The organism is Rhizobium sp. 'Codium 1' (assembly GCF_020889605.1).
Classification (GTDB): Bacteria; Pseudomonadota; Alphaproteobacteria; order Rhizobiales; family Rhizobiaceae; genus Allorhizobium; species Allorhizobium algae.
In genome coordinates this window covers 108,783-127,363 of record NZ_JAJGPW010000004.1, presented here as the reverse complement: position 1 = coordinate 127,363, position 18,581 = coordinate 108,783, and the positions used below count along the sequence as shown (strand labels likewise).

Annotated in this window: 20 protein-coding genes; 10 read left to right on the top strand and 10 right to left on the bottom strand. The window is 61.1% G+C overall.

The features are described 5' to 3' along the window. Window positions 1-1,017 (bottom strand): quaternary amine ABC transporter ATP-binding protein, encoded by a 1,017-nt coding sequence (locus tag LJE98_RS12200; RefSeq protein ID WP_229575490.1) that lies wholly within the window; start codon window positions 1,015-1,017, stop codon window positions 1-3. A 100-nt stretch (window positions 1,018-1,117) separates the two neighbouring features. Further along, window positions 1,118-2,083: an ABC transporter substrate-binding protein gene (locus LJE98_RS12195; protein WP_370660325.1), complete on the bottom strand. Its 966-nt coding sequence runs from the start codon at window positions 2,081-2,083 to the stop codon at window positions 1,118-1,120. Between the two features lie 251 nt (window positions 2,084-2,334). Between LJE98_RS12195 and LJE98_RS12190 the strand changes: the two genes are divergently transcribed. Next, window positions 2,335-3,090 (top strand): DeoR/GlpR family DNA-binding transcription regulator, encoded by a 756-nt coding sequence (locus tag LJE98_RS12190; protein WP_229575489.1) that lies wholly within the window; start codon window positions 2,335-2,337, stop codon window positions 3,088-3,090. A 149-nt stretch (window positions 3,091-3,239) separates the two neighbouring features. Here the strand turns inward: LJE98_RS12190 and LJE98_RS12185 are convergent, their stop codons facing one another. Next, on the bottom strand, window positions 3,240-3,995 hold the full coding sequence (locus LJE98_RS12185) for a metallophosphoesterase (protein WP_229575488.1): 756 nt from the start codon (window positions 3,993-3,995) through the stop codon (window positions 3,240-3,242). A 460-nt stretch (window positions 3,996-4,455) separates the two neighbouring features. Here LJE98_RS12185 and LJE98_RS12180 point away from each other — a divergent pair, with 460 nt between their 5' ends. From LJE98_RS12180 to LJE98_RS12165, 4 genes are all read left to right on the top strand, one after another. Beyond that, complete coding sequence (locus LJE98_RS12180) at window positions 4,456-5,436, top strand: sialic acid TRAP transporter substrate-binding protein SiaP (protein ID WP_370660344.1); 981 nt, start codon at window positions 4,456-4,458, stop codon at window positions 5,434-5,436. Window positions 5,437-5,521: 85 nt separating this feature from the next. Further along, window positions 5,522-6,079, top strand: a complete 558-nt coding sequence (locus LJE98_RS12175) for a TRAP transporter small permease (protein WP_229575486.1) — start codon at window positions 5,522-5,524, stop codon at window positions 6,077-6,079. A gap of 9 nt (window positions 6,080-6,088) precedes the next feature. Next, a complete protein-coding gene (locus LJE98_RS12170) occupies window positions 6,089-7,363 on the top strand; it encodes a TRAP transporter large permease (RefSeq protein ID WP_306424870.1) in 1,275 nt (424 codons plus the stop codon). A gap of 102 nt (window positions 7,364-7,465) precedes the next feature. Further along, the gene (locus LJE98_RS12165) at window positions 7,466-7,912 is read left to right on the top strand and encodes a DUF4864 domain-containing protein (RefSeq protein WP_267499032.1); all 447 of its coding nucleotides are present in this window, start codon (window positions 7,466-7,468) and stop codon (window positions 7,910-7,912) included. Between the two features lie 43 nt (window positions 7,913-7,955). Here LJE98_RS12165 and tgt read toward each other — a convergent pair whose 3' ends face one another. From tgt to coaD, 5 genes are all read right to left on the bottom strand, one after another. Then, complete coding sequence (gene tgt / locus LJE98_RS12160) at window positions 7,956-9,086, bottom strand: tRNA guanosine(34) transglycosylase Tgt (protein WP_229575484.1); 1,131 nt, start codon at window positions 9,084-9,086, stop codon at window positions 7,956-7,958. 3 nt (window positions 9,087-9,089) lie between these two features. After that, window positions 9,090-10,184, bottom strand: coding sequence for a tRNA preQ1(34) S-adenosylmethionine ribosyltransferase-isomerase QueA (gene queA, locus LJE98_RS12155; protein WP_229575483.1), 1,095 nt, complete (start codon window positions 10,182-10,184; stop codon window positions 9,090-9,092). A 92-nt stretch (window positions 10,185-10,276) separates the two neighbouring features. Further along, complete coding sequence (locus LJE98_RS12150; RefSeq protein ID WP_229575482.1) at window positions 10,277-10,786, bottom strand: peptidylprolyl isomerase; 510 nt, start codon at window positions 10,784-10,786, stop codon at window positions 10,277-10,279. 40 nt (window positions 10,787-10,826) lie between these two features. After that, window positions 10,827-11,396 (bottom strand): peptidylprolyl isomerase, encoded by a 570-nt coding sequence (locus LJE98_RS12145; protein WP_229575481.1) that lies wholly within the window; start codon window positions 11,394-11,396, stop codon window positions 10,827-10,829. 28 nt (window positions 11,397-11,424) lie between these two features. Beyond that, complete coding sequence (gene coaD, locus LJE98_RS12140; RefSeq protein ID WP_229575480.1) at window positions 11,425-11,919, bottom strand: pantetheine-phosphate adenylyltransferase; 495 nt, start codon at window positions 11,917-11,919, stop codon at window positions 11,425-11,427. A gap of 206 nt (window positions 11,920-12,125) precedes the next feature. Here coaD and LJE98_RS12135 point away from each other — a divergent pair, with 206 nt between their 5' ends. The 3 genes from LJE98_RS12135 (at window position 12,126) to LJE98_RS20165 (ending at window position 12,716) form a co-directional block, all read left to right on the top strand. Beyond that, window positions 12,126-12,284, top strand: a complete 159-nt coding sequence (locus tag LJE98_RS12135; protein ID WP_229575479.1) for a hypothetical protein — start codon at window positions 12,126-12,128, stop codon at window positions 12,282-12,284. An 83-nt stretch (window positions 12,285-12,367) separates the two neighbouring features. Further along, window positions 12,368-12,520, top strand: coding sequence for a hypothetical protein (locus tag LJE98_RS12130; protein ID WP_162760091.1), 153 nt, complete (start codon window positions 12,368-12,370; stop codon window positions 12,518-12,520). Window positions 12,521-12,581: 61 nt separating this feature from the next. Next, window positions 12,582-12,716 carry a hypothetical protein gene (locus LJE98_RS20165; RefSeq protein ID WP_267499031.1) on the top strand — a complete coding sequence of 45 codons (135 nt, stop codon included), beginning with the start codon at window positions 12,582-12,584 and terminating at the stop codon, window positions 12,714-12,716. Window positions 12,717-12,886: 170 nt separating this feature from the next. Here the strand turns inward: LJE98_RS20165 and gyrA are convergent, their stop codons facing one another. Further along, the gene (gyrA, locus tag LJE98_RS12125) at window positions 12,887-15,700 is read right to left on the bottom strand and encodes a DNA gyrase subunit A (protein ID WP_229575478.1); all 2,814 of its coding nucleotides are present in this window, start codon (window positions 15,698-15,700) and stop codon (window positions 12,887-12,889) included. Between the two features lie 195 nt (window positions 15,701-15,895). Here gyrA and LJE98_RS12120 point away from each other — a divergent pair, with 195 nt between their 5' ends. Together LJE98_RS12120 and LJE98_RS12115 are read left to right on the top strand one after the other, a co-directional pair. Next, the gene (locus LJE98_RS12120) at window positions 15,896-16,525 is read left to right on the top strand and encodes a MarC family protein (protein WP_229575477.1); all 630 of its coding nucleotides are present in this window, start codon (window positions 15,896-15,898) and stop codon (window positions 16,523-16,525) included. 12 nt (window positions 16,526-16,537) lie between these two features. Further along, window positions 16,538-17,824: a DUF2254 domain-containing protein gene (locus LJE98_RS12115; protein WP_229575476.1), complete on the top strand. Its 1,287-nt coding sequence runs from the start codon at window positions 16,538-16,540 to the stop codon at window positions 17,822-17,824. Between the two features lie 91 nt (window positions 17,825-17,915). On the opposite strand, the gene LJE98_RS12110 is transcribed toward LJE98_RS12115, so the two are convergent. Next, window positions 17,916-18,449: a single-stranded DNA-binding protein gene (locus LJE98_RS12110; RefSeq protein ID WP_229575475.1), complete on the bottom strand. Its 534-nt coding sequence runs from the start codon at window positions 18,447-18,449 to the stop codon at window positions 17,916-17,918. Window positions 18,450-18,581: the final 132 nt, after the last annotated feature.

Genomic DNA, 18,581 nt, shown 5'->3' with positions numbered 1-18,581 from the left:
TCAGCCCTGCATCATCACATCGACGACATCGCTGCGTCGCAGGAGGCCAACCGGTCGGCCCTCTGCATCGACGACGCCAAGCGTGTCGCCGGCGTTGAGAAAGAGGGCGGCGGCTTCGGAGACGGAGGCCGACTGCGAGGTGGTGGCCGCGGGCAGGGGGCCGGTTGCAGCCGTCATCAGGGACGCGACCTTGACGACCTTGGAGCGGGCGACATGGCGGGTGAATTCGGCGACATAATCGGTGGCTGGCGCCAGAACGAGTTCTTCGGGCGTACCGGCCTGCACGATTTCGCCATCCTTCATGATCGCGATGCGGTCGGCGAGCCGGATCGCTTCGTCGAAATCGTGGGTGATGAAGACGATGGTCTTCTTCAGCACCGATTGCAGGCGCAGGAATTCGTCCTGCATTTCTCGGCGGATCAGCGGATCAAGCGCCGAAAAAGGCTCGTCCAGGAACCAGAGCTCGGGTTCGACCGCAAGCGAACGGGCAATGCCGACGCGCTGCTGCTGGCCGCCGGAGAGTTGGCGCGGGAAGGCGGTCTCCTTGCCGGCGAGACCGACCAGTTCGACCATGCGTCGGGCGCGGTCCTCCCGCGCCAACCGGTCAATGCCCTGGACCTCCAGCGGAAAGGCGACATTGTCGAGCACGGTCAGATGCGGCAGAAGCGCGAAATTCTGGAAGACCATACCCATCTGATGGCGTCTGATCTCGATCATCCGGGCTTCGCTGGCCGCCAGCAGATTTTCCCCGTTGAACAGGATTTCACCCGAGGTTGGCTCGATCAGCCGCGACAGGCAACGCACCAGTGTGGACTTGCCGGAGCCGGACAGTCCCATGATGACGAAGATCTCGCCGGTCCGCACCTCGAGATTGACGTCCCTGACGGCACCGACCAGGCCGGCGCTCAAGAGGGTCCCGGCGTCCGGCTTGCCACCGTTTGAGGACACGGCTTCGCGGGCACCCGCACCGAATATCTTCCAGACATTGCGACAGACGAGTTTGGCTTCAATCGACATGGCAGTTCCGCTGGATCGCAGGACGGGTGGCCCGCCGGGGCCGTTCGAATGACCGGTCACGCGCGCGGCGTGCATGCGCAGGCGACCGGAGCCAGTTCGGCTAGTTCTTGATCCACTCCGACCATTTTGCCTCGTTGGCGCCGACCCATTCGGCGACGACCTCCTCGACCTTCTTGCCCTCGAGATCGACCTCGGTGATCATCGCGCCCATTTCGTCATTGCCGACGTTAAAGGCCTTGATGGCTTCATGGGCACCAGGCCACTTGTCCTTCAAACCAGACCAGGCGACCTTCCAGATCGGACCGAAAGGCTTGCCGCAATCATAGGCCATATCGGCATTCGAGCCCCAGGCGGCGTCGGTGTAGCATTCCTTGGTGTATTGCGGGAACTCGACCCATTCGCCCTTGTATTTGGCCGGCGCCCAATGCGGCGCATAGATCCAGAGGAGGATAGGGGCCTGGCGCTGATAGGCACTTTCGAGTTCGGCAAAAAGCGCCGCGTCTGTTCCTGCATGAACGACCTCGAAGGGGAGGTCCAGTGCTTCAACGCGCTCGTCGTCGAATCCGCCCCAGGTGACCGGTCCGCCGAGATAACGACCCTTCGGTGCCGTTTCTGCCGTCGAGAAGGCTTCGGCACAGGCCTCCGTCTTCAGCGCCTCCCAATTCGGCAGGCCGGGGCATTTCTCCTTCATGTATTCGGGAAACCACCATTCTTCCTTGGCCTGCATGCCGGTTTCGCCGAGGTTCTCGACCTTGCCTGTGGCCGTTGCGGCGTCCATGGCCTCACGGCCGGTCGTCTCCCAGATTTCCATGGCAACATGGAGATCGCCGGATTCGAGACCGGCAAACTGTGCGAGATAATCGGCCTGAACGAATTCGACGGAATAGCCGGCTTTTTTCAACACTTCACCCATGATCTGGGTGGTGATCAACTGGCCCGTCCAGTCATGCAGCGTCAGTTTGATCGGATCGGTGGATTCCTGTGCCGAGAGCGGCACGGCCAGAAATGAGGCGGACATCAGCAATGCGGTCGCGATGGTCCTCGGCATGCGGTCAAGATGAGGCATTCGAGTTCTCCCAGTAGAGCCCGTTGAAAATCCATAGAACTGGCAAGGCACCCGGTCGTCGTTCCCCGTATTTTTCATATCTGATGACGAGCGTGTGTATGACGTCAGTCTCGGATCAAGCGTACGGACTTGTCAATGTCGATTTGTGGCATTTTGTGCTTTTTTGACCGAATGTGTGGTAATTGGTTGCGACTGGACGCATGGCGCGCTAACGAGCGGCCGTAACATTGGGTGTGGGGAGAGAGAGCGTCATGCCGCCTTCAAAGCGACAGCGGGAAATCATGCGGGTGCTGGAGCACGAGGGAAGCGTGGCCCTGTCGCTCCTGGCACGTAAACTCGATGTGTCGCTGGAGACGATCCGGCGCGACATCAAGCCGTTGGCCGACAGCGGCTCCCTGATCAAGATGCATGGCGCCGTCGGCCTTGCGTCGACGATCGGCGAAGCACCGTTCGAGAGACGAATGCGTGAGAACAGCGAGGCGAAACGGGTGATTGCTGCGGCCGTGGCAGCAACGATCCGGGACGGCGATTCCATCATGCTGGATACAGGCACCACGACGAGCTTCCTGGCGCGGGAATTGATCGGTCACCGACGCCTGACGATCGTTACAAATTCCTCCGACATTGCCCGGACCCTGGCGACCTTGAACGATAACCGGGTCTATATGGCAGGCGGAGAATTGCGCAGCGACAATGGTGCGGCCTTCGGCAGTACGGCGATCGACTTCATCAGTCGCTTCTCCGTGACCCATGCCATCATCTCGACCGGCGCGGTCAACACACATGGCATGATGGACTATGATCTCGAGGAAGCGGAATTCGCCCGCACGGTCCTGATGCGCGGGCAGCGAACGCTTGTCGTTACCGATCACAGCAAATTCGGCCGCGATGGGCTCGTGCGCGTTTGCGGCTTCGAGGCGATCTCCGAGCTTGCGACAGACAAAGCTCCATCGGCCGAAATCGCCCAGGCCATCGCTGATGCCGGTGCGCGGCTGTTGATTGCGTGACAAGCCTTGTGGCTTTCAATTGTCGAGGGCTGACCGACTGTCGCAGCCCACAGTGCCTGCCATCTCTATATGTAGATTAGTTCCATAATCTATCTTATGCGATCTTTGTGTGTAGTGATGTAGGCGCTCGCTTGGCATTCCCTCGGCCCTCAGAGATCCGCGACATGCAGGATGGTCTTGGCCGAGATCTCTGCCTCCGAAGGATAGCCGAATGCGTTGTTGATATAGGTCACGCCGTCGATCACCTTGTTGCGGTTTAGGTGGCTGTGTCCGTAGAAATGCTTCGACGAGCCGAGCCGGCGGATCTGGGCTTCCAGACGGTCGGTGCCGAGCACCGGAAACAGAGCCTTGTGTTTCTCCGGATAGCGCGCCGGCATGAGATCGAGGCGCGGCACGAAATGCGAGACGCTATAGACGGCTTCGAAGCCTGATGTCTCCGGGATCACGTTCATCGCGTCGAACCGGGCGGCGACCTCCGGTGGTGTCAGGCCTTGCCAGTTGCACTTGTAGAAATCCATCCAGCCGCGCCGGATCATGGGTCCGGGCTCGCCAAAGGAATAATCATACCAGGCAAGCAACGGGACGATAAGCGTCCGGCCGACCGTGAGGGGCCCGGTCTCGATGCCGTAGCCCCGGCAGAGCGCATTGAGCGTCTCGAACTTGTCGAATGATGGCCCCTTCCCGCTGCGCGACGTCCAGAGGTCGTGATTGCCGGGCAGAAAGACGAGCTTGGCGTAACGCGGCAGCAGTTCGTCGAAACAAGCCTTCACGAGATCAACCTCGTCCGAGAGGTCTCCGGCCACGATCAGGACGTCGTCGGTGAATTCGGAGCGCGAGAGTGCGCGCAACCAATCCAGGTTCTCCTGATAATCAACGTGGAAATCGGATCCGAGGAAGAGACGCATACTCAGGGGATCCGTTGCGGTTCTAAAGGCATCCAAGCCTTCTAGCGGATTTTGGGCGGCGAGCAAGGCATGGTGCAGAGGCTGTCGAGCACCCTACCCGCCACTTTATCCGCGACAGACTATCGTGGGATCGGTTTCGGAGAATGCGTCTCGTTGCGCGTATTGCGACCAGAGCCGCGAAGCGACGCCCTTGTCCGCCGCGCTCCTTTTGGGACGGCAGCCGCAAATGCCTCAGCAATTACCAGGCAATTTCAGTTGTCTGTTGACCATCCCCAGCGCTCGATTTACTTGTACGACAGGTTGGGTGTGACGCAGTTCGCGTCCCGGCCACGGACAGGGGGTACGCATGTGGAGGCACGCGGGACGCCAGCGCCAGGCGAAGTGCCGCTGAAGTGCGCGACTGGACGATCATTCGGAGGAACGGCCGGGACCGCCGGCATTGGGAGGACTGATCATGAAACTGACCCGCAGGGGCGCTTCGCTCGCAATCGCAACACTCACTTTGGCTGGCATCTTCGCAGGACCGGCGCAGTCGGCCATGGAATTGAAATGGGCGCATGTCTACGAGACGAGCGAACCCTATCACAACCAGGCGGTATGGGCGGCCGAGGAAATCAAGAAGCGGACCAATGGCGAGATCTCAATCTCGGTCTTCCCCGCCTCGCAGCTCGGCAATGAAAACCAGATCAATGAAGGTCTCGGCCTCGGGACCGTCGACATCATCTATACGGGCGTGGCCTTTGCCGGCGCGATCCACAAGCCGATCGCGATCTCCAATGCGCCGTTCATCCTGCGGGATTTCGACCATTGGCAGGCTTATCGCGACAGCGACCTCTTCAAGGAGATCGCAGGCGGGTATGACAGTGCCACAGGTCACAAGGTGCATGCCCTCACCTATTACGGCCAGCGGCACCTGACGGCCAACCGCGAGGTGACCAAGCCGGAAGACATGAAGGGCATGAAGTTGCGCGTGCCGCCTGCCCCGCTCTTCCTGATGTTCACCAAATCCGTCGGCGCGAATGCGACACCGATCGCTTTCGCCGAAGTCTATCTCGCCCTGCAGCAGGGTACGGTTGACGGGCAGGAAAACCCTCTGCCGACGATCATGGCCAAGAAATTCTACGAAGTTCAAAGCCATATCATGCTGACCGGCCACATCACGGAATCGCTGCTGACCATCGTCGGCGGCCATGTGATGGCGCAACTGTCGGACGAGCAGAAGACGATCATGGACGAAGTCTTGAAGGAAGCGGCTTCGCGGGCGACCGCAGACATCCGCGCCTCGGAGGGCCGTCTTGCCGACGAATTCCGGACGCTCGGAAAGACGGTGGTCGAGATCGATCGCAAGCCGTTCATCGATGCTGCAGTACCACTGCACAACGATCCTGAGTCCGGCGCCGGCTGGTCACAGGAGCAGTATGACGCGCTGCAGGCGCTCTGAGTCCTGGGGCTAACCCCCTCGCGGGAATTGGCTGTGGCGCGATGCGCCGCAGCCGCTTCGATGCCAGCCAGCGCGGAGACAGCGCATGACACACGAGCCGCAAGACGAGGCTGCAAAGCCAGCCGCCATCCTGCATGTCGAGGACGAGGCCGATCCGCCGCTCATTTTCCGAATCGATGACGTTCTCGCCTTCTGCCTGTTCTGGATCCTGGGCGGCGTCACCTTTCTGCAGTTCTTCAGCCGCTATGTGCTGAATGACTCGGTCGCCTGGACCGAGGAGATCGGCCGCTATCTGTTGATCTGGGTGACCTTTTTCGGCGCGGCGATCGTCTTCCGGCGGCGTACCAATATCGCGGTAGAAGTGATCGTGGACATGATGCCGCCGAACGTTGCAAGGGTGTTGCGGTTCGTGGCCGACATGATCACGCTTAGCTTCGTCATCCTGCTGGTCTGGTTCGCCTGGAACCTGACCCAACGCATGATGATCCAGCGGATGACCGTGATCGACGTGTCAATGAGTGTGGTTTATGGCGGCGTGCTCGTTGGCTGCCTGCTTATGCTCTGGCGGGCGGTTCAGGCTCTCATTTCCAATGCCAAGCGCGGCTGGGATCCGGTTTCGGACCCGTCGCAGATGTTCGATTGAGGTCTGTCGATGGTCCTGCTTCTCATGGTGTTCTTCGGGCTGCTGCTGGTCAGCGTGCCTGTCTTTGTGGCATTGGGCGGTGCATCCCTTGCCTATACGCATTTCATTGGAAACCTGCCGGATTTCGTCGTGCTCCACCGAATGGTGGGTGGCGTCGACAGCTTTCCGCTGATTGCCGTTCCCTTCTTCATTCTGGCGGGCAATCTGATGAATTCCGCCGGCATTACGAACCGGATCTTCGACTTTGCCACAGCGGCTGTCGGCTGGCTGAAGGGCGGGCTTGGCCATGTCAACGTGATCGCATCGGTCATTTTCGCCGGCATGTCGGGCGCGGCTGTGGCCGATGCCGGCGGGCTCGGGACGATCGAGGTCAAGGCGATGCGGGACCGGGGATACAATGACCATCTCGCGGTCGGCGTGACAGCTGCGTCCTCGACCATCGGGCCAATCATCCCCCCGTCCCTGCCCATGGTGATCTTCGGCGTCATGGCCAATGTCTCCATCGGGCAGTTGTTTGCGGCGGGCTTCATTCCGGGCCTGCTGATGGCAGGCTCGCTGATGGCCTACATCACCTGGTATTCATGGCGGCACAAGATCGGCGCCGATCAGGCGTTCAGATTGCGGGTCCTGGCGAGGAGTGCCCTGAATGCCGTGCCGGCCCTGCTCACGCCTGCGATCATCATCGGCGGAATCGCGACGGGTGCATTCACGCCGACAGAGGCTGCGATCGCCGCCTGCGCCTGGGCTCTCATCCTCGGCTTCGTCGTGTACCGCACCTTGTCGGTGAAACGTTTCTACCAGATCACGATCCAGACGATCGAAACAACCGCCTCGGTGCTGGTCATCGTTGCTGCAGCCTCGCTGTTCGGCTGGGTCCTGACGGTCACCCAGGTGACGGCGCAATTCACGGAACTCCTGCTGACAATCACCGACGATCCGATCATGCTGCTGCTGATCATCAACGTCATCATCCTGATCGTCGGCTGCTTCATGGAAACGATTGCAGCGATCTCCATTCTCGTCCCGATCCTGATGCCGGCCGTCCTGCATGTGGGTATCGACCCGGTTCAGTTCGGCGTGGTGATGGTGCTCAACCTGATGATCGGCCTCATCACACCACCGATCGGCATGGTCCTGTTCGTGCTGGCGAGGGTATCCAACCTCTCGATCGAGAAGACTGTGAGAGCGACGGCGCCATTCCTCATCCCTCTGATGACGGTGTTGCTGCTGATCACGGTGTTCCCGCAACTGACGCTCTACCTGCCCACACTCTGGTACCGGTGATGCCCTTCATGTGAGGGCAAACGCGCTCACTTCCACTTGAACGGTCTTTTCATCGTCACGAATCCGCCTATCCTTTTGTTTCGGACTTTCTAAAGCAAGGGGATGATGATGCGCATGCGAATTGGAATTGCGATCTTTCTCGTGGCCGGCATTGTCAATGCCCCGGCCTTCGCCCAGCAGGAGGAAAGTATTGGTGTCGCCGGTCTCGCCAAGGACGTGATCGAACAACAGATCACCGCCTTTCTCAACGATGATGCGACGACCGCCTACTCCTTTGCGTCGCCGGAGATCAAGTCGGTGTTTCCGAACGCGGAACGCTTCTTCGAGATGGTGAAAAAAAGCTACGCGCCGGTTTACCGGCCGGGCAATTACGCGTTTGGGCGCAACCAGGTCTCGCCCGACGGGACGATCGCCTATCAGGAAGTCCTGATCTCGGCGCCCGACGGAAAGGACTGGGCGGTGTATTACGAACTGAAGCGGCAGCGTGATGGGCAGTTTGCGATCAATGGCGTGCGCATAATGCGCGAGACCAACAGTCAAGGCATCTGAGGGGCGCGGACAGGACAAACGCTGCCCTGCCCCTCTGCGCCCATCACTTCGGGTCGATGTCGCCGCGCGCCCAGGTCTCGATGGTTTCGGCCTTGAAATCCTCGAAGCGGTTCTCGGCGATGGACTGGCGGATGCCCTGCATCAGTTCCTGATAATAGCTCAGATTGTTCCAGGAGAGCAGCATCCCGCCGAGAGCCTCGTTCGAGCGCACGAGGTGGTGCAGATAGGCACGCGAATAATCGCGGGTCGCCGGGCAGGAGGATTGTTCGTCGAGCGGGCGCATGTCTTCGGCATGGCGGGCGTTGCGGATGTTGACCTTGCCGCGCCGCGTGAAGGCAAGGCCATGGCGGCCGGACCTTGTCGGCATGACGCAGTCGAACATGTCGATGCCTTCGGCGACGGATTTCAGCATGTCGTCCGGTGTGCCGACGCCCATGAGGTATCGCGGCTTTTCCGTCGGCAGGACCGGAAGCGTGATACCGAGCATTTCCAGCATGACGGCTTGCGGCTCTCCAACGGCGAGGCCGCCGATGGAATAGCCCTTGAGGTCGAGCTGCTTCAGGCCTTCGGCCGAGCGGATGCGTAAGCCCGGCTGGTCGCCGCCCTGGACGATGCCGAACATGGCCTTGCCGGGCTGGGTGGCGAAGGCCACGCGGCAGCGCTCTGCCCAGCGCAGCGACAGTTCCATGGCCCGCTCGATTTCGCGGGGTTCGTTGGGCAGCGCCACGCATTCGTCAAGCTGCATCTGAATGTCCGAATCGAGCAGCCCCTGGATCTCGATCGATCGTTCCGGCGACATGTGGTGGAGCGAGCCGTCGACATGGCTCTTGAAGGTGACGCCCTGCTCGTCGAGCTTGCGCAGGCCCGACAGCGACATGACCTGGAAGCCGCCGGAATCGGTAAGGATGGGGCCCGGCCAGCGGATGAGTTCATGCAGACCGCCGAGGCGGGCAACGCGTTCCGGGCCGGGGCGCAGCATCAGGTGGTAGGTGTTGCCGAGGATGATATCGGCACCGCCTTCCTTGACCTGGTCGAGATACATGGCCTTGACCGTTCCGACGGTGCCGACAGGCATGAAGGCTGGAGTGCGGATCGTGCCGCGCGGCATGGTGATCTCACCGAGACGGGCCTTGCCGCTGGTGGCCTTCAGATTGAATGTGAAATTCTCGGACATCGGTCAGTCGTCTTTCCGGAAGAGCAGGCTGGAATCGCCGTAGGAGTAGAAGCGGTAGCCGGTCTCGATGGCATGCGCATAGGCGCCGCGCATCGTGTCGAGGCCGGCAAAGGCGGAGACCAGCATGAAGAGCGTGGATTTGGGCAGGTGGAAATTGGTCATCAGCATGTCCACCGCCTTGAAGCGATAGCCGGGCGTGATGAAGATGCCGGTCGCACCCGACCAGGCGGGGATGTGGCCATTGTCCTCGGCGGCACTTTCGAGCAGGCGAAGCGAAGTCGTGCCGACGGCAATGACGCGGTTGCCTCGCGCACGAACGGCATTGAGGGCTGCGGCCGTGGTCGCGTCAATATGGCCGATTTCCTGATGCATCTTGTGGTCGGCCGTGTCGTCCGCCTTGACCGGCAGGAAGGTGCCGGCGCCCACATGCAAGGTGACGAAGTGGCGTTCAATGCCGGCGGCGTCGAGCCTGGCGAAGAGGTCAGGTGTGAAATGCAGGCCGGCGGTCGGGGCCGCAACGGCACCTTCTTCGCGGGCATAGATGGTCTGGTAGTCGGCGCGATCTCGTCCGTCCTCCGGCCGCTTGGCGGCGATATAGGGCGGTAGCGGGATATGGCCGACGCTAGCGATCGCCTGGTCGAGATCGGGGCCGGAGAGGTCGAAGGCGAGGTCGATCTCGCCGGCGTCACCCTTTTCGGCGACGGTCGCGACGAGCGAGCCGAGCAGGCAGACGGCGCTGTTGCCCTGCCCCACCCCGAAATCGATGCGATCACCTGGCTTGATGCGCTTGCCGGGCTTGGCAAAGGCTTTCCAGCGGCTGGCGCCAACGCGCATATGCAGCGTGCAGGAGACGGCGATTTCTTCCGCGCCTTCGCGGTGCCGTATGCCCTCGAGCTGGGCCGGGATCACCTTGGTGTCGTTGAACACGAGCGCATCGCCAGGCCTCAGAAAGGACGGCAGATCATAGACATGGTGATCTTCGAGCACCGGGGTCGCATTCGGGCGAACCACCAGGAAGCGGGCATGATCACGCGGGCTTGCAGGCCTCAGCGCGATGTTGTCATCCGGCAGGTCGAAATCGAAAAGGTCTACACGCATCGTTATCTGTTCGGGTCTGTCATGGCGGGGCTAAACGCGAAAACCCGCCAGGGCGCTGCGCACCGTGGCGGGCTTCGTGTGCTGTAGGCCGATCAGGCGTCGGCGGCAACCTTCATCGACAGGATCGAATCGGGGTCGCTGACTGGCTCGCCCTTCTTGATCTGATCGATGATGTCCATGCCTTCAATGACCTGGCCCCAGACGGAATACTGCTTGTTGAGCCAGGGAGCGTCGGTGAAGCAGACGAAGAACTGCGAGTTGGCCGAATTCGGATTCTGCGAACGGGCCATGGAGCAAGTGCCGCGGACATGCGGCGTGGCCGAGAATTCGGCCTTCAGGTCCGGCTTGTCAGAGCCGCCCATGCCGGCACGGCCGGGGTTGAAGCTCTCGCCACCCTTCTTGCCGTACTGGACGTCGCCGGTCTGAGCCATGAAATCGGGAATGACGCGGTGGAAGACGACACCGTCATAGGCACCTTCGCGCGACAATTCCTTGATGCGAGCGACATGGCCGGGGGCCAGGTCCGGGAAGAGCGCAATGACGACCTTGCCCTTGGTGGTTTCCATCAGGATGGTGTTTTCCGGATCCTTGATCTCGGCCATGGGTTTTCTCCTTGTATTTGGGCGTCTGGCCCTTGGTGTATCAGTTGCGACCGACGGTGACCTTGATCATGCGGTCGGGATCGGCGACTTCGCCGTTGCCGCCTTCGCCACGCTTGATCTTGTCGACATATTCCATGCCGGCCACGACCTTGCCGACGACCGTATACTGGCCGTTCAGGAAGCCGCCCTCGGCGAACATGATGAAGAACTGCGAATTGGCGGAATTCGGATCCTGGCTGCGGGCCATGCCGACCGTACCGCGCTCGAAGGGCACGCTGGAGAACTCAGCCGGGATATCACCCAGGCTGGAGCCACCGGTGCCGGCGCGGCCGGGCTCAAAACCGTTTTCCATGTCGCCGAACTGGACATCGCCGGTCTGGGCCATGAAGCCCTCGATCACGCGATGGAAGGCGACGTTGTCGTATTCGCCCTTGACGGCGAGATCCTTGATCTGCGCGACGTGCTTGGGCGCCACGTCCGGCATGAGCTGGATCACGACCGGGCCGTCCTTCAGCTGGATGGTCAGGAAGTCCTCGTTGGACTGAGCCTGAGCGGAACCGAAGCCGGCGATGGCCAGCAGGAACGCGGTTGCGAGTTGAACGAGCTTCATGATCACTCCCTTTATCAATAGATGCGGCTCAGCCGCGGTGTCTGGAATTGAGGGCGGCCAGCACCGGGGCCGGCACGAAGGGAGCGACATCCCCACCCATTGCGGCGATCTGCCGAACCAATGTGGCGGTTATGGGCCGGGAGGCGGTCGCTGCCGGCAGAAAGACGGTCTGCAGTTCCGGCGCCATCCTGGCATTCATCCCGGCAAGCTGCATCTCGTAGTCGAAATCCGTACTGTCACGCAGGCCGCGCACCATGATGCGGGCACCATGCCGGCGGGCGGCATCCACGGCGAGATCGGAGAAGGAGACGACCTCAAGGTCCCCTGCCCGACCCGGCAGGATTTCAGCCAGCGAGGCGCGGATCAGATCCGCACGCTGCTCATAGGTAAAGAGCGGCGTCTTGCCCGGATGCGTGCCGATCGCGACGACGAGACGATCGACGATGTTCAACGCCTGAACGAGCACATCGAGATGCCCGTTGGTCATCGGATCGAAGGAGCCTGGATAGAATGCGGTCGCCATGGGAACCCGTCGGTTGTTCGACCGCCTTTTGTCATGGAAGGGCCGATATCGCAAGCGCTGTCCGATGATCCCGGCCGCACGATCACGCTCCCGGCAAGCCGGTTTCTGCCGCTGAACGGCAGATGAACGTCCCATTCAAGGCCACTTCAGACGCGTTTGCCTAAAACGGTATCGTCAATCGAACATACCATTTCAAGGTCGTTCCCATGCTGGTTCTTCTCATCGCCTTCGCTATCGTCGCCTCGCTTCTCGTCGAACTCGGGCTGATGGTCGTTCGCGATCAATGGGAAGCGCAGCAAATTCGCTACGAAGATGAACGGCAGATGAACAGCGTGTTCAAGAGGACTTCAGGGGGGCGTTGGTAAACACCTTCCTACACTGTGCGGGAACCATTTCCCCACTCAAGCATTTTACGGCTGTGAATGCCGGCATTCAAAGGACTAAAGCAATGCATGACAAAGTTACCCTGATCAACCTCGTGTGGATGATGATGATGACTGCCATGGTTGCCACCTCCGCAACCTTTTACATCAAGGACAGCGGTGACGCTGCTTTCTACGGACCACCGATGACGGCTCGATACCACAGCTTCGGCCACTAATCTTTCATCGGACCTTCGCCGCTAGAGACGCAACAACACGCTGAGAAAGAAAGGAAACGCCATGTTCATCACCCTATCGGTTCTGGCTGCCCTGATCAGCGGCATGTTCGTGGCCTCGGTCGTCTCGGCGATTGCGGCTCTGAAGCGGGAAGACGATGATTTCCGGGCCATGATGGAACGCCGCAAGGCATTCTGAGACCGATCCCAAGCGGTCACAGCAGGCGGATCCACACGCCGGCCCAAGCAAGACCGCGACAAACTTGATGCAGACCTCCAGCAAAAAGCCCGCTCGGACATTGTCCGGCGGGCTTTTCGTTTGTCTTATTTGTTCTGGACGAAAGCCGGCCGTTGCGGGCCGGCCTTCGATCATTCCGTCGGGGCTTCCCCGCTGTCGGTCGAGGTCACGTCGGGGGTCGGAGCGGCTGTGCCCTCGCCCTCTGTGACCTCCGCGGCCTCGATGACTTCATCATCGGCTTCCGGCTCCGTGATGCGTTCGACCGATACGACCTTTTCATCCTTGGCCGTCGAGAAGATCGTCACACCCTTGGTGGCGCGGCTCGCAATGCGGATGCCGTTCACGGGTACGCGGATCAGCTGACCACCATCGGAAACCAGCATGAGCTGATCATTTTCCTCGACTGGGAAAGCCGCGACCAGTTCGCCGATTTCCGTCGTCTTCGAGGTGTCGGTGGCGCGAATACCCTTGCCACCGCGGCCAGAGGTGCGGAAGTCATAGGAGGACGAACGCTTGCCGTAGCCCTTTTCCGAGACCGTGAGCACGAACTGCTCGCGGGCCTTGAGCTCCTGGTAGTGACCTTCCGCCAGTTCGCCTTCGGCGCCGACTTCCTCGCCGACCAGCGCGATGTCGTCTTCGTCGACGCCCATGGCCCGGCGTTCGGCCGCAGATCGCTTCAGATAGGCTGCACGCTGCCAGGGTTCGGCATCGACATGGGCGAGAATGGTCATGGAGATCAGGCGATCGCCTTCAGCCATGGTCATGCCACGGACCCCGATCGAATTGCGGCCGGCAAAGACACGCACTTCATCGACCGGGAAACGGATCGCCTGGCCGAGCGCGGTGGTCAGAAGCACGTCGTCATGCTCGGTGCAGGTCTCGACGCCGAGGATTTGGTCGCCCTCTTCCTCGAGCTTCATCGCGATCTTGCCGTTGCGATTGACCTGGATGAAGTCGGACAGCTTGTTGCGGCGAACCGTGCCACGCGTCGTCGAGAACATGACGTCGAGGTTTGCCCAGCTCGTTTCATCCTCGGGCAGCGGCATGATCGAGGTGATGCGCTCGCCGGGCTCCAGCGGGAACATGTTGATCATGGCCTTGCCGCGCGATGTCGGCGTGCCGATCGGCAGACGCCAGACCTTTTCCTTGTAGACGATCCCGCGCGAGGAGAAGAAGAGCACAGGCGTGTGGGTATTGGCGACGAACAGGCGGGTCGCGAAATCCTCATCCTTCATCGCCATGCCGGAACGGCCCTTGCCGCCACGGCGCTGGGCCCGATAGGTCGTCAGCGGCACGCGCTTGATGTAGCCGGCATGCGACACGGTGACGACCATGTCTTCGCGGGCAATCAGATCCTCGTCGTCCATATCCGGACCGCCGTCGACGATCTGGGTGCGGCGCGGCGTGCCGAATTCGTCGCGGATTGCGGTGAATTCGTCCTTGACGATCTGCTGGATGCGGACGCGCGAGGAGAGAATGTCGAGGTAATCGGAAATCTCGGCGCCGATCTTGTTCAGCTCCTCGTCGATTTCGTCGCGACCGAGTGCCGTCAGGCGGGCAAGACGCAGTTCGAGGATGGCCCGGGCCTGCTCTTCCGAGAGGTTGTAGGTCAGGTCGTCGTTGATCCTGTGGCGCGGATCGTCGATCAGGCGGATCAGCGATTCCACGTCCTTGGCCGGCCAGCGGCGCGTCATCAACTGTTCGCGGGCGGTCGCCGGATCCGGCGCGCTGCGGATCAGGGCGATGATCTCGTCGATATTGGCAACGGCGATTGCGAGACCGACCAAGACATGGGCGCGGTCGCGCGACTTGCGCAGCAAATACTTGGTGCGGCGGCTGACGACTTCCTCGCGGAAGGAAACAAAGGCACGCAGCATGTCGAGCAGCGTCAGCTGTTCCGGCTTGCCACCGTTCAGGGCCACCATGTTGCAGCCAAACGAGGTCTGCAGCGGGGTGTAGCGGTAAAGCTGGTTCAAAACGACATCGGCCACGGCGTCACGCTTCAGCTCGATGACGACACGGTAGCCGTCGCGGTCGGATTCGTCACGCAGGTCGGAGATGCCCTCGATGCGCTTTTCGCGCACGAGTTCGGCCATCTTCTCGATCATCGTCGCCTTGTTCACCTGATAGGGGATCTCGGTGATGATGATCTGTTCGCGGTCGCCTCGCATCGGCTCAACGCGGGCGACGCCACGCTGGACGACGGAGCCGCGGCCGGTTTCATAGGCCGAGCGGATGCCCGACCGACCGAGGATCATGGCGCCTGTCGGAAAGTCGGGGCCCGGAATGATCTGCATCAGTTCCGGCAATTCGATCGCCGGGTTGTCGATCAGCGCCGTGCAGCCGTCGAGGACTTCGACGAGGTTGTGCGGCGGGATGTTCGTGGCCATGCCGACCGCGATGCCGCCGGCTCCGTTGACCAGGAGGTTCGGGAACTTGGCGGGAACCACGACGGGCTCCGACATGGTGCCGTCATAGTTGTCGCGGAAATCGACGGTCTCCTTGTCGAGATCGTCGAGCAGCGCGTGCGAGACCTTCTGGAGGCGGCATTCCGTGTAACGCTGGGCGGCCGGCGGGTCGCCATCGACGGAGCCGAAATTGCCCTGGCCGTCGATGAGCGGCATGCGCAGCGACCATGGCTGCGCCATGCGGGCCAGCGCGTCATAAATCGCGGAGTCGCCATGCGGGTGATATTTACCCATGACGTCACCCGTGACGCGGGCGCTCTTGACGTATTTCTTGTTCCAGTCGAGCCCGAGCTCATTCATGCCGTAGAGGATGCGGCGATGCACGGGCTTGAGCCCGTCACGCACGTCGGGAAGCGCGCGGCTCACGATCACGCTCATCGCGTAATCGAGATAGGACCGCTGCATTTCCTCCATGATGGAAATAGGCTCGATGCCTTGCGGGAACTTGCCGCCGCCGGGAGTGCTTTGCTCAGTCAAATCAGGTCACGATCTCTGTTCGGAATCACTGGGAAATCTATAACGGAACATGCGCGAAAGCGCCAATTTCGAGGCTGGTTATAAACAGGCTTTTACGGCGCGGGAAAGGCATTTCCCTCAATATCTTGGGGGCCAGCCTTGCAAGGCCACCAAGGCTTCGGCTTTATGGAGGCTCGCACAGGAGAACGATACGCCATGGCCGTGACCGAAACGATGATCAGCGCGTTTACAACCCTTCTCGTCACGGTCGATCCGCCGGGGCTGGCGCCGCTCTTTCTCGGCCTCACCCAGGGCATGACGCGGGCGCAGCGCCAGGTGGTCGCCATTCGGGGCTCGGTCATGGGCTTTGCCATTCTGACCGTGTTTGCATTGTTCGGCGCCAGCATTCTCGGTGCGCTCGGCATTTCCATGGGCGCCTTCCGTATCGCTGGCGGCTTGATGCTGTTCGCCATCGCCTTCGAGATGATTTTCGAGAAACGCAACGAGCGCAAGGAAAAGACGACCGGTGACGCAATCACCAAGGACCACATTCACAACCTTGCCGTCTTCCCGCTCGCCATTCCGCTGATCGCCGGCCCTGGCGCCATTTCGGCCACGGTTCTGATTTCTGGCACCGTCGATGGCTTCATCGGCAAGCTGCAACTGATCGCGGTGATCGGCGTTGTACTCGGACTTGTTTTCGTCTCGCTCTATCTTGCCGAACGTCTCAATCGCTTCCTCGGCGTCACGGGACGAGCCTTGCTGACCCGTCTTCTCGGCGTATTGCTGGCGGCACTTTCCGTACAGTTCGTCGTTGACGGGGTGAAGTCCGCCTTTATCGGTTGAAGAAAGTCCGTCATGACACAAGAAGCCGTCTCCAGCCGCTGGCGATTCATCCTGAAGCAATTCAGCCGACGCCTGTGGGTCCGCGCGTCGGCAATCGGTGCGGTCGGCGTGCTGGCCGCAGTCCTTGCGACAGTCGCCGAGCGTTTCGTGCCTTTCGACATCCCGGGGTCGATCAATGCAGACTCCGTCGACACGATCCTCAACATCATCGCCTCCAGCATGCTGGCCGTCACGACCTTCTCAGTCAGTGCGATGACCTCGGCCTATGCGTCTGCGACCAGCAATGTCACGCCGCGCGCGACAACGCTGCTGGTCGAGGACCGCATGACACAGAACGTGCTTTCGACCTTCGTCGGCTCGTTCCTGTATGGCATTGTCGGTATCGTCGTGCTGCAGACCGGCGCCTATGGCGAAAAGGGCCGCGTCATTCTGTTCGTCGTGACGATCGGGGTTATTGCGCTCATCGTCTTCCAGCTCCTGCGCTGGATCGACCATCTGACCAAGCTCGGCCGGGTTGGTGATGCGACGGACCGGATCGAAGATGCGGCGGCGCGCGCCATCGACGCCAGACGGCACAATCCCTATCTCGGTGGAAAGCCTTTGCCGACCGGCGTCCGGAAGAGGTTCGACAGCATGATACCAGTCGAGGCCGACGCCATCGGATATGTCCAGCATATCGACATGCAGGCGCTTTCCAGGCTGGCCGAAAGGATGGACGGCGAGATCCATCTTCTGCTCAATCCCGGCGCCTTCGTCTATCGAGACACCGTCATCGCTTATCTGGACGCCGGCAAGTCCGAGCCGCATGAGGATGAGGATGAAGACGACGAACTGAATGATTCTCTGCGGTATGCCGTGACCATCGGCAATGTGCGCAGCTTCGATCAGGATCCACGGTTCGGACTGGTGGTGCTGAGCGAGACAGCACAGCGCGCCCTGTCTCCGGCGGTAAACGATCCGGGCACGGCGATCGACGTGATCGGCCGGGCCACCCGACTGCTCAGCAAATGGTCTGAGCCGGTTGAAGATCAGGAACTGCAATTTTCCCGCGTCTCCGTTCCGCCGCTCACGGCCGACGACCTCTTCGAAGATGCCTTCATGACGATTGCCCGCGATGGTGCGGCGCAGGTGGAGGTCCAGCTTCGGCTGCAGAAATGCCTTGCGGCACTGAGCAGGCTCGGAAACGGAGATTTCCGCGCCGCGGCCCGGCGCCAAGCCATCCTGGCGCTTTCGCGCGCCGAAAAGGCTCTGCCGATCGAGGCCGATCTCCAGCGTCTGCGCGGCGACCTCGGTGAATGAGGGCAGCCTTGCCTCGCATGCTGATACACAAACGCCCTGACTGCGCAGGGCGTTCACTCACTTCATCTTAAGCGTGTCGAGCCTTGCCGGCTCAGAACGGAATGTCGTCGTCGAGATCGCGGGAGAAACCGCCCGAGGGGGCACTGCCACCGCGGCTGGCGCCGCTCGTGGAGCCGCCGCGCGAGGGCGCCGGCGCGCCGTAGTCACCGCCATAACCGCCACCGAAGTCACCGCCGCCCATGTCGCCTCCACGCGAAGCGCCAGCGCCATCGCCGCGGCCACCGAGCATGGTCAGGTTGCCGTTGAAGCCCTGAAGGACCACTTCCGTCGAGTAGCGGTCATTGCCGGTCTGATCCTGCCACTTGCGGGTCTGCAGCTGGCCTTCGATGTAAACGGTCGAGCCCTTCTTCAGATATTGCTCGGCGACCTTGCACAGACCTTCGTTGAAGATGACGACCGAATGCCATTCGGTCTTTTCCTTGCGCTCGCCGCTGTTCTTGTCGCGCCAGCTTTCCGACGTCGCGATGCGCAGGTTGGCGATCGGCCGGCCGTCCTGGGTCCGGCGAATTTCGGGATCGGCTCCGAGATTGCCGATCAGAATGACCTTGTTGACGCTACCAGCCATGACACTCACCTTACTGCCGCGCCGCCGCGGCGTTGAAAATCCAATCAAATGTCACCTTATCCCATCCGATGCAGCGAGTGGGCGGTGACCGGTTTAAATCCACAGCGAAAATGTTCTTTATTTGTTCTATTA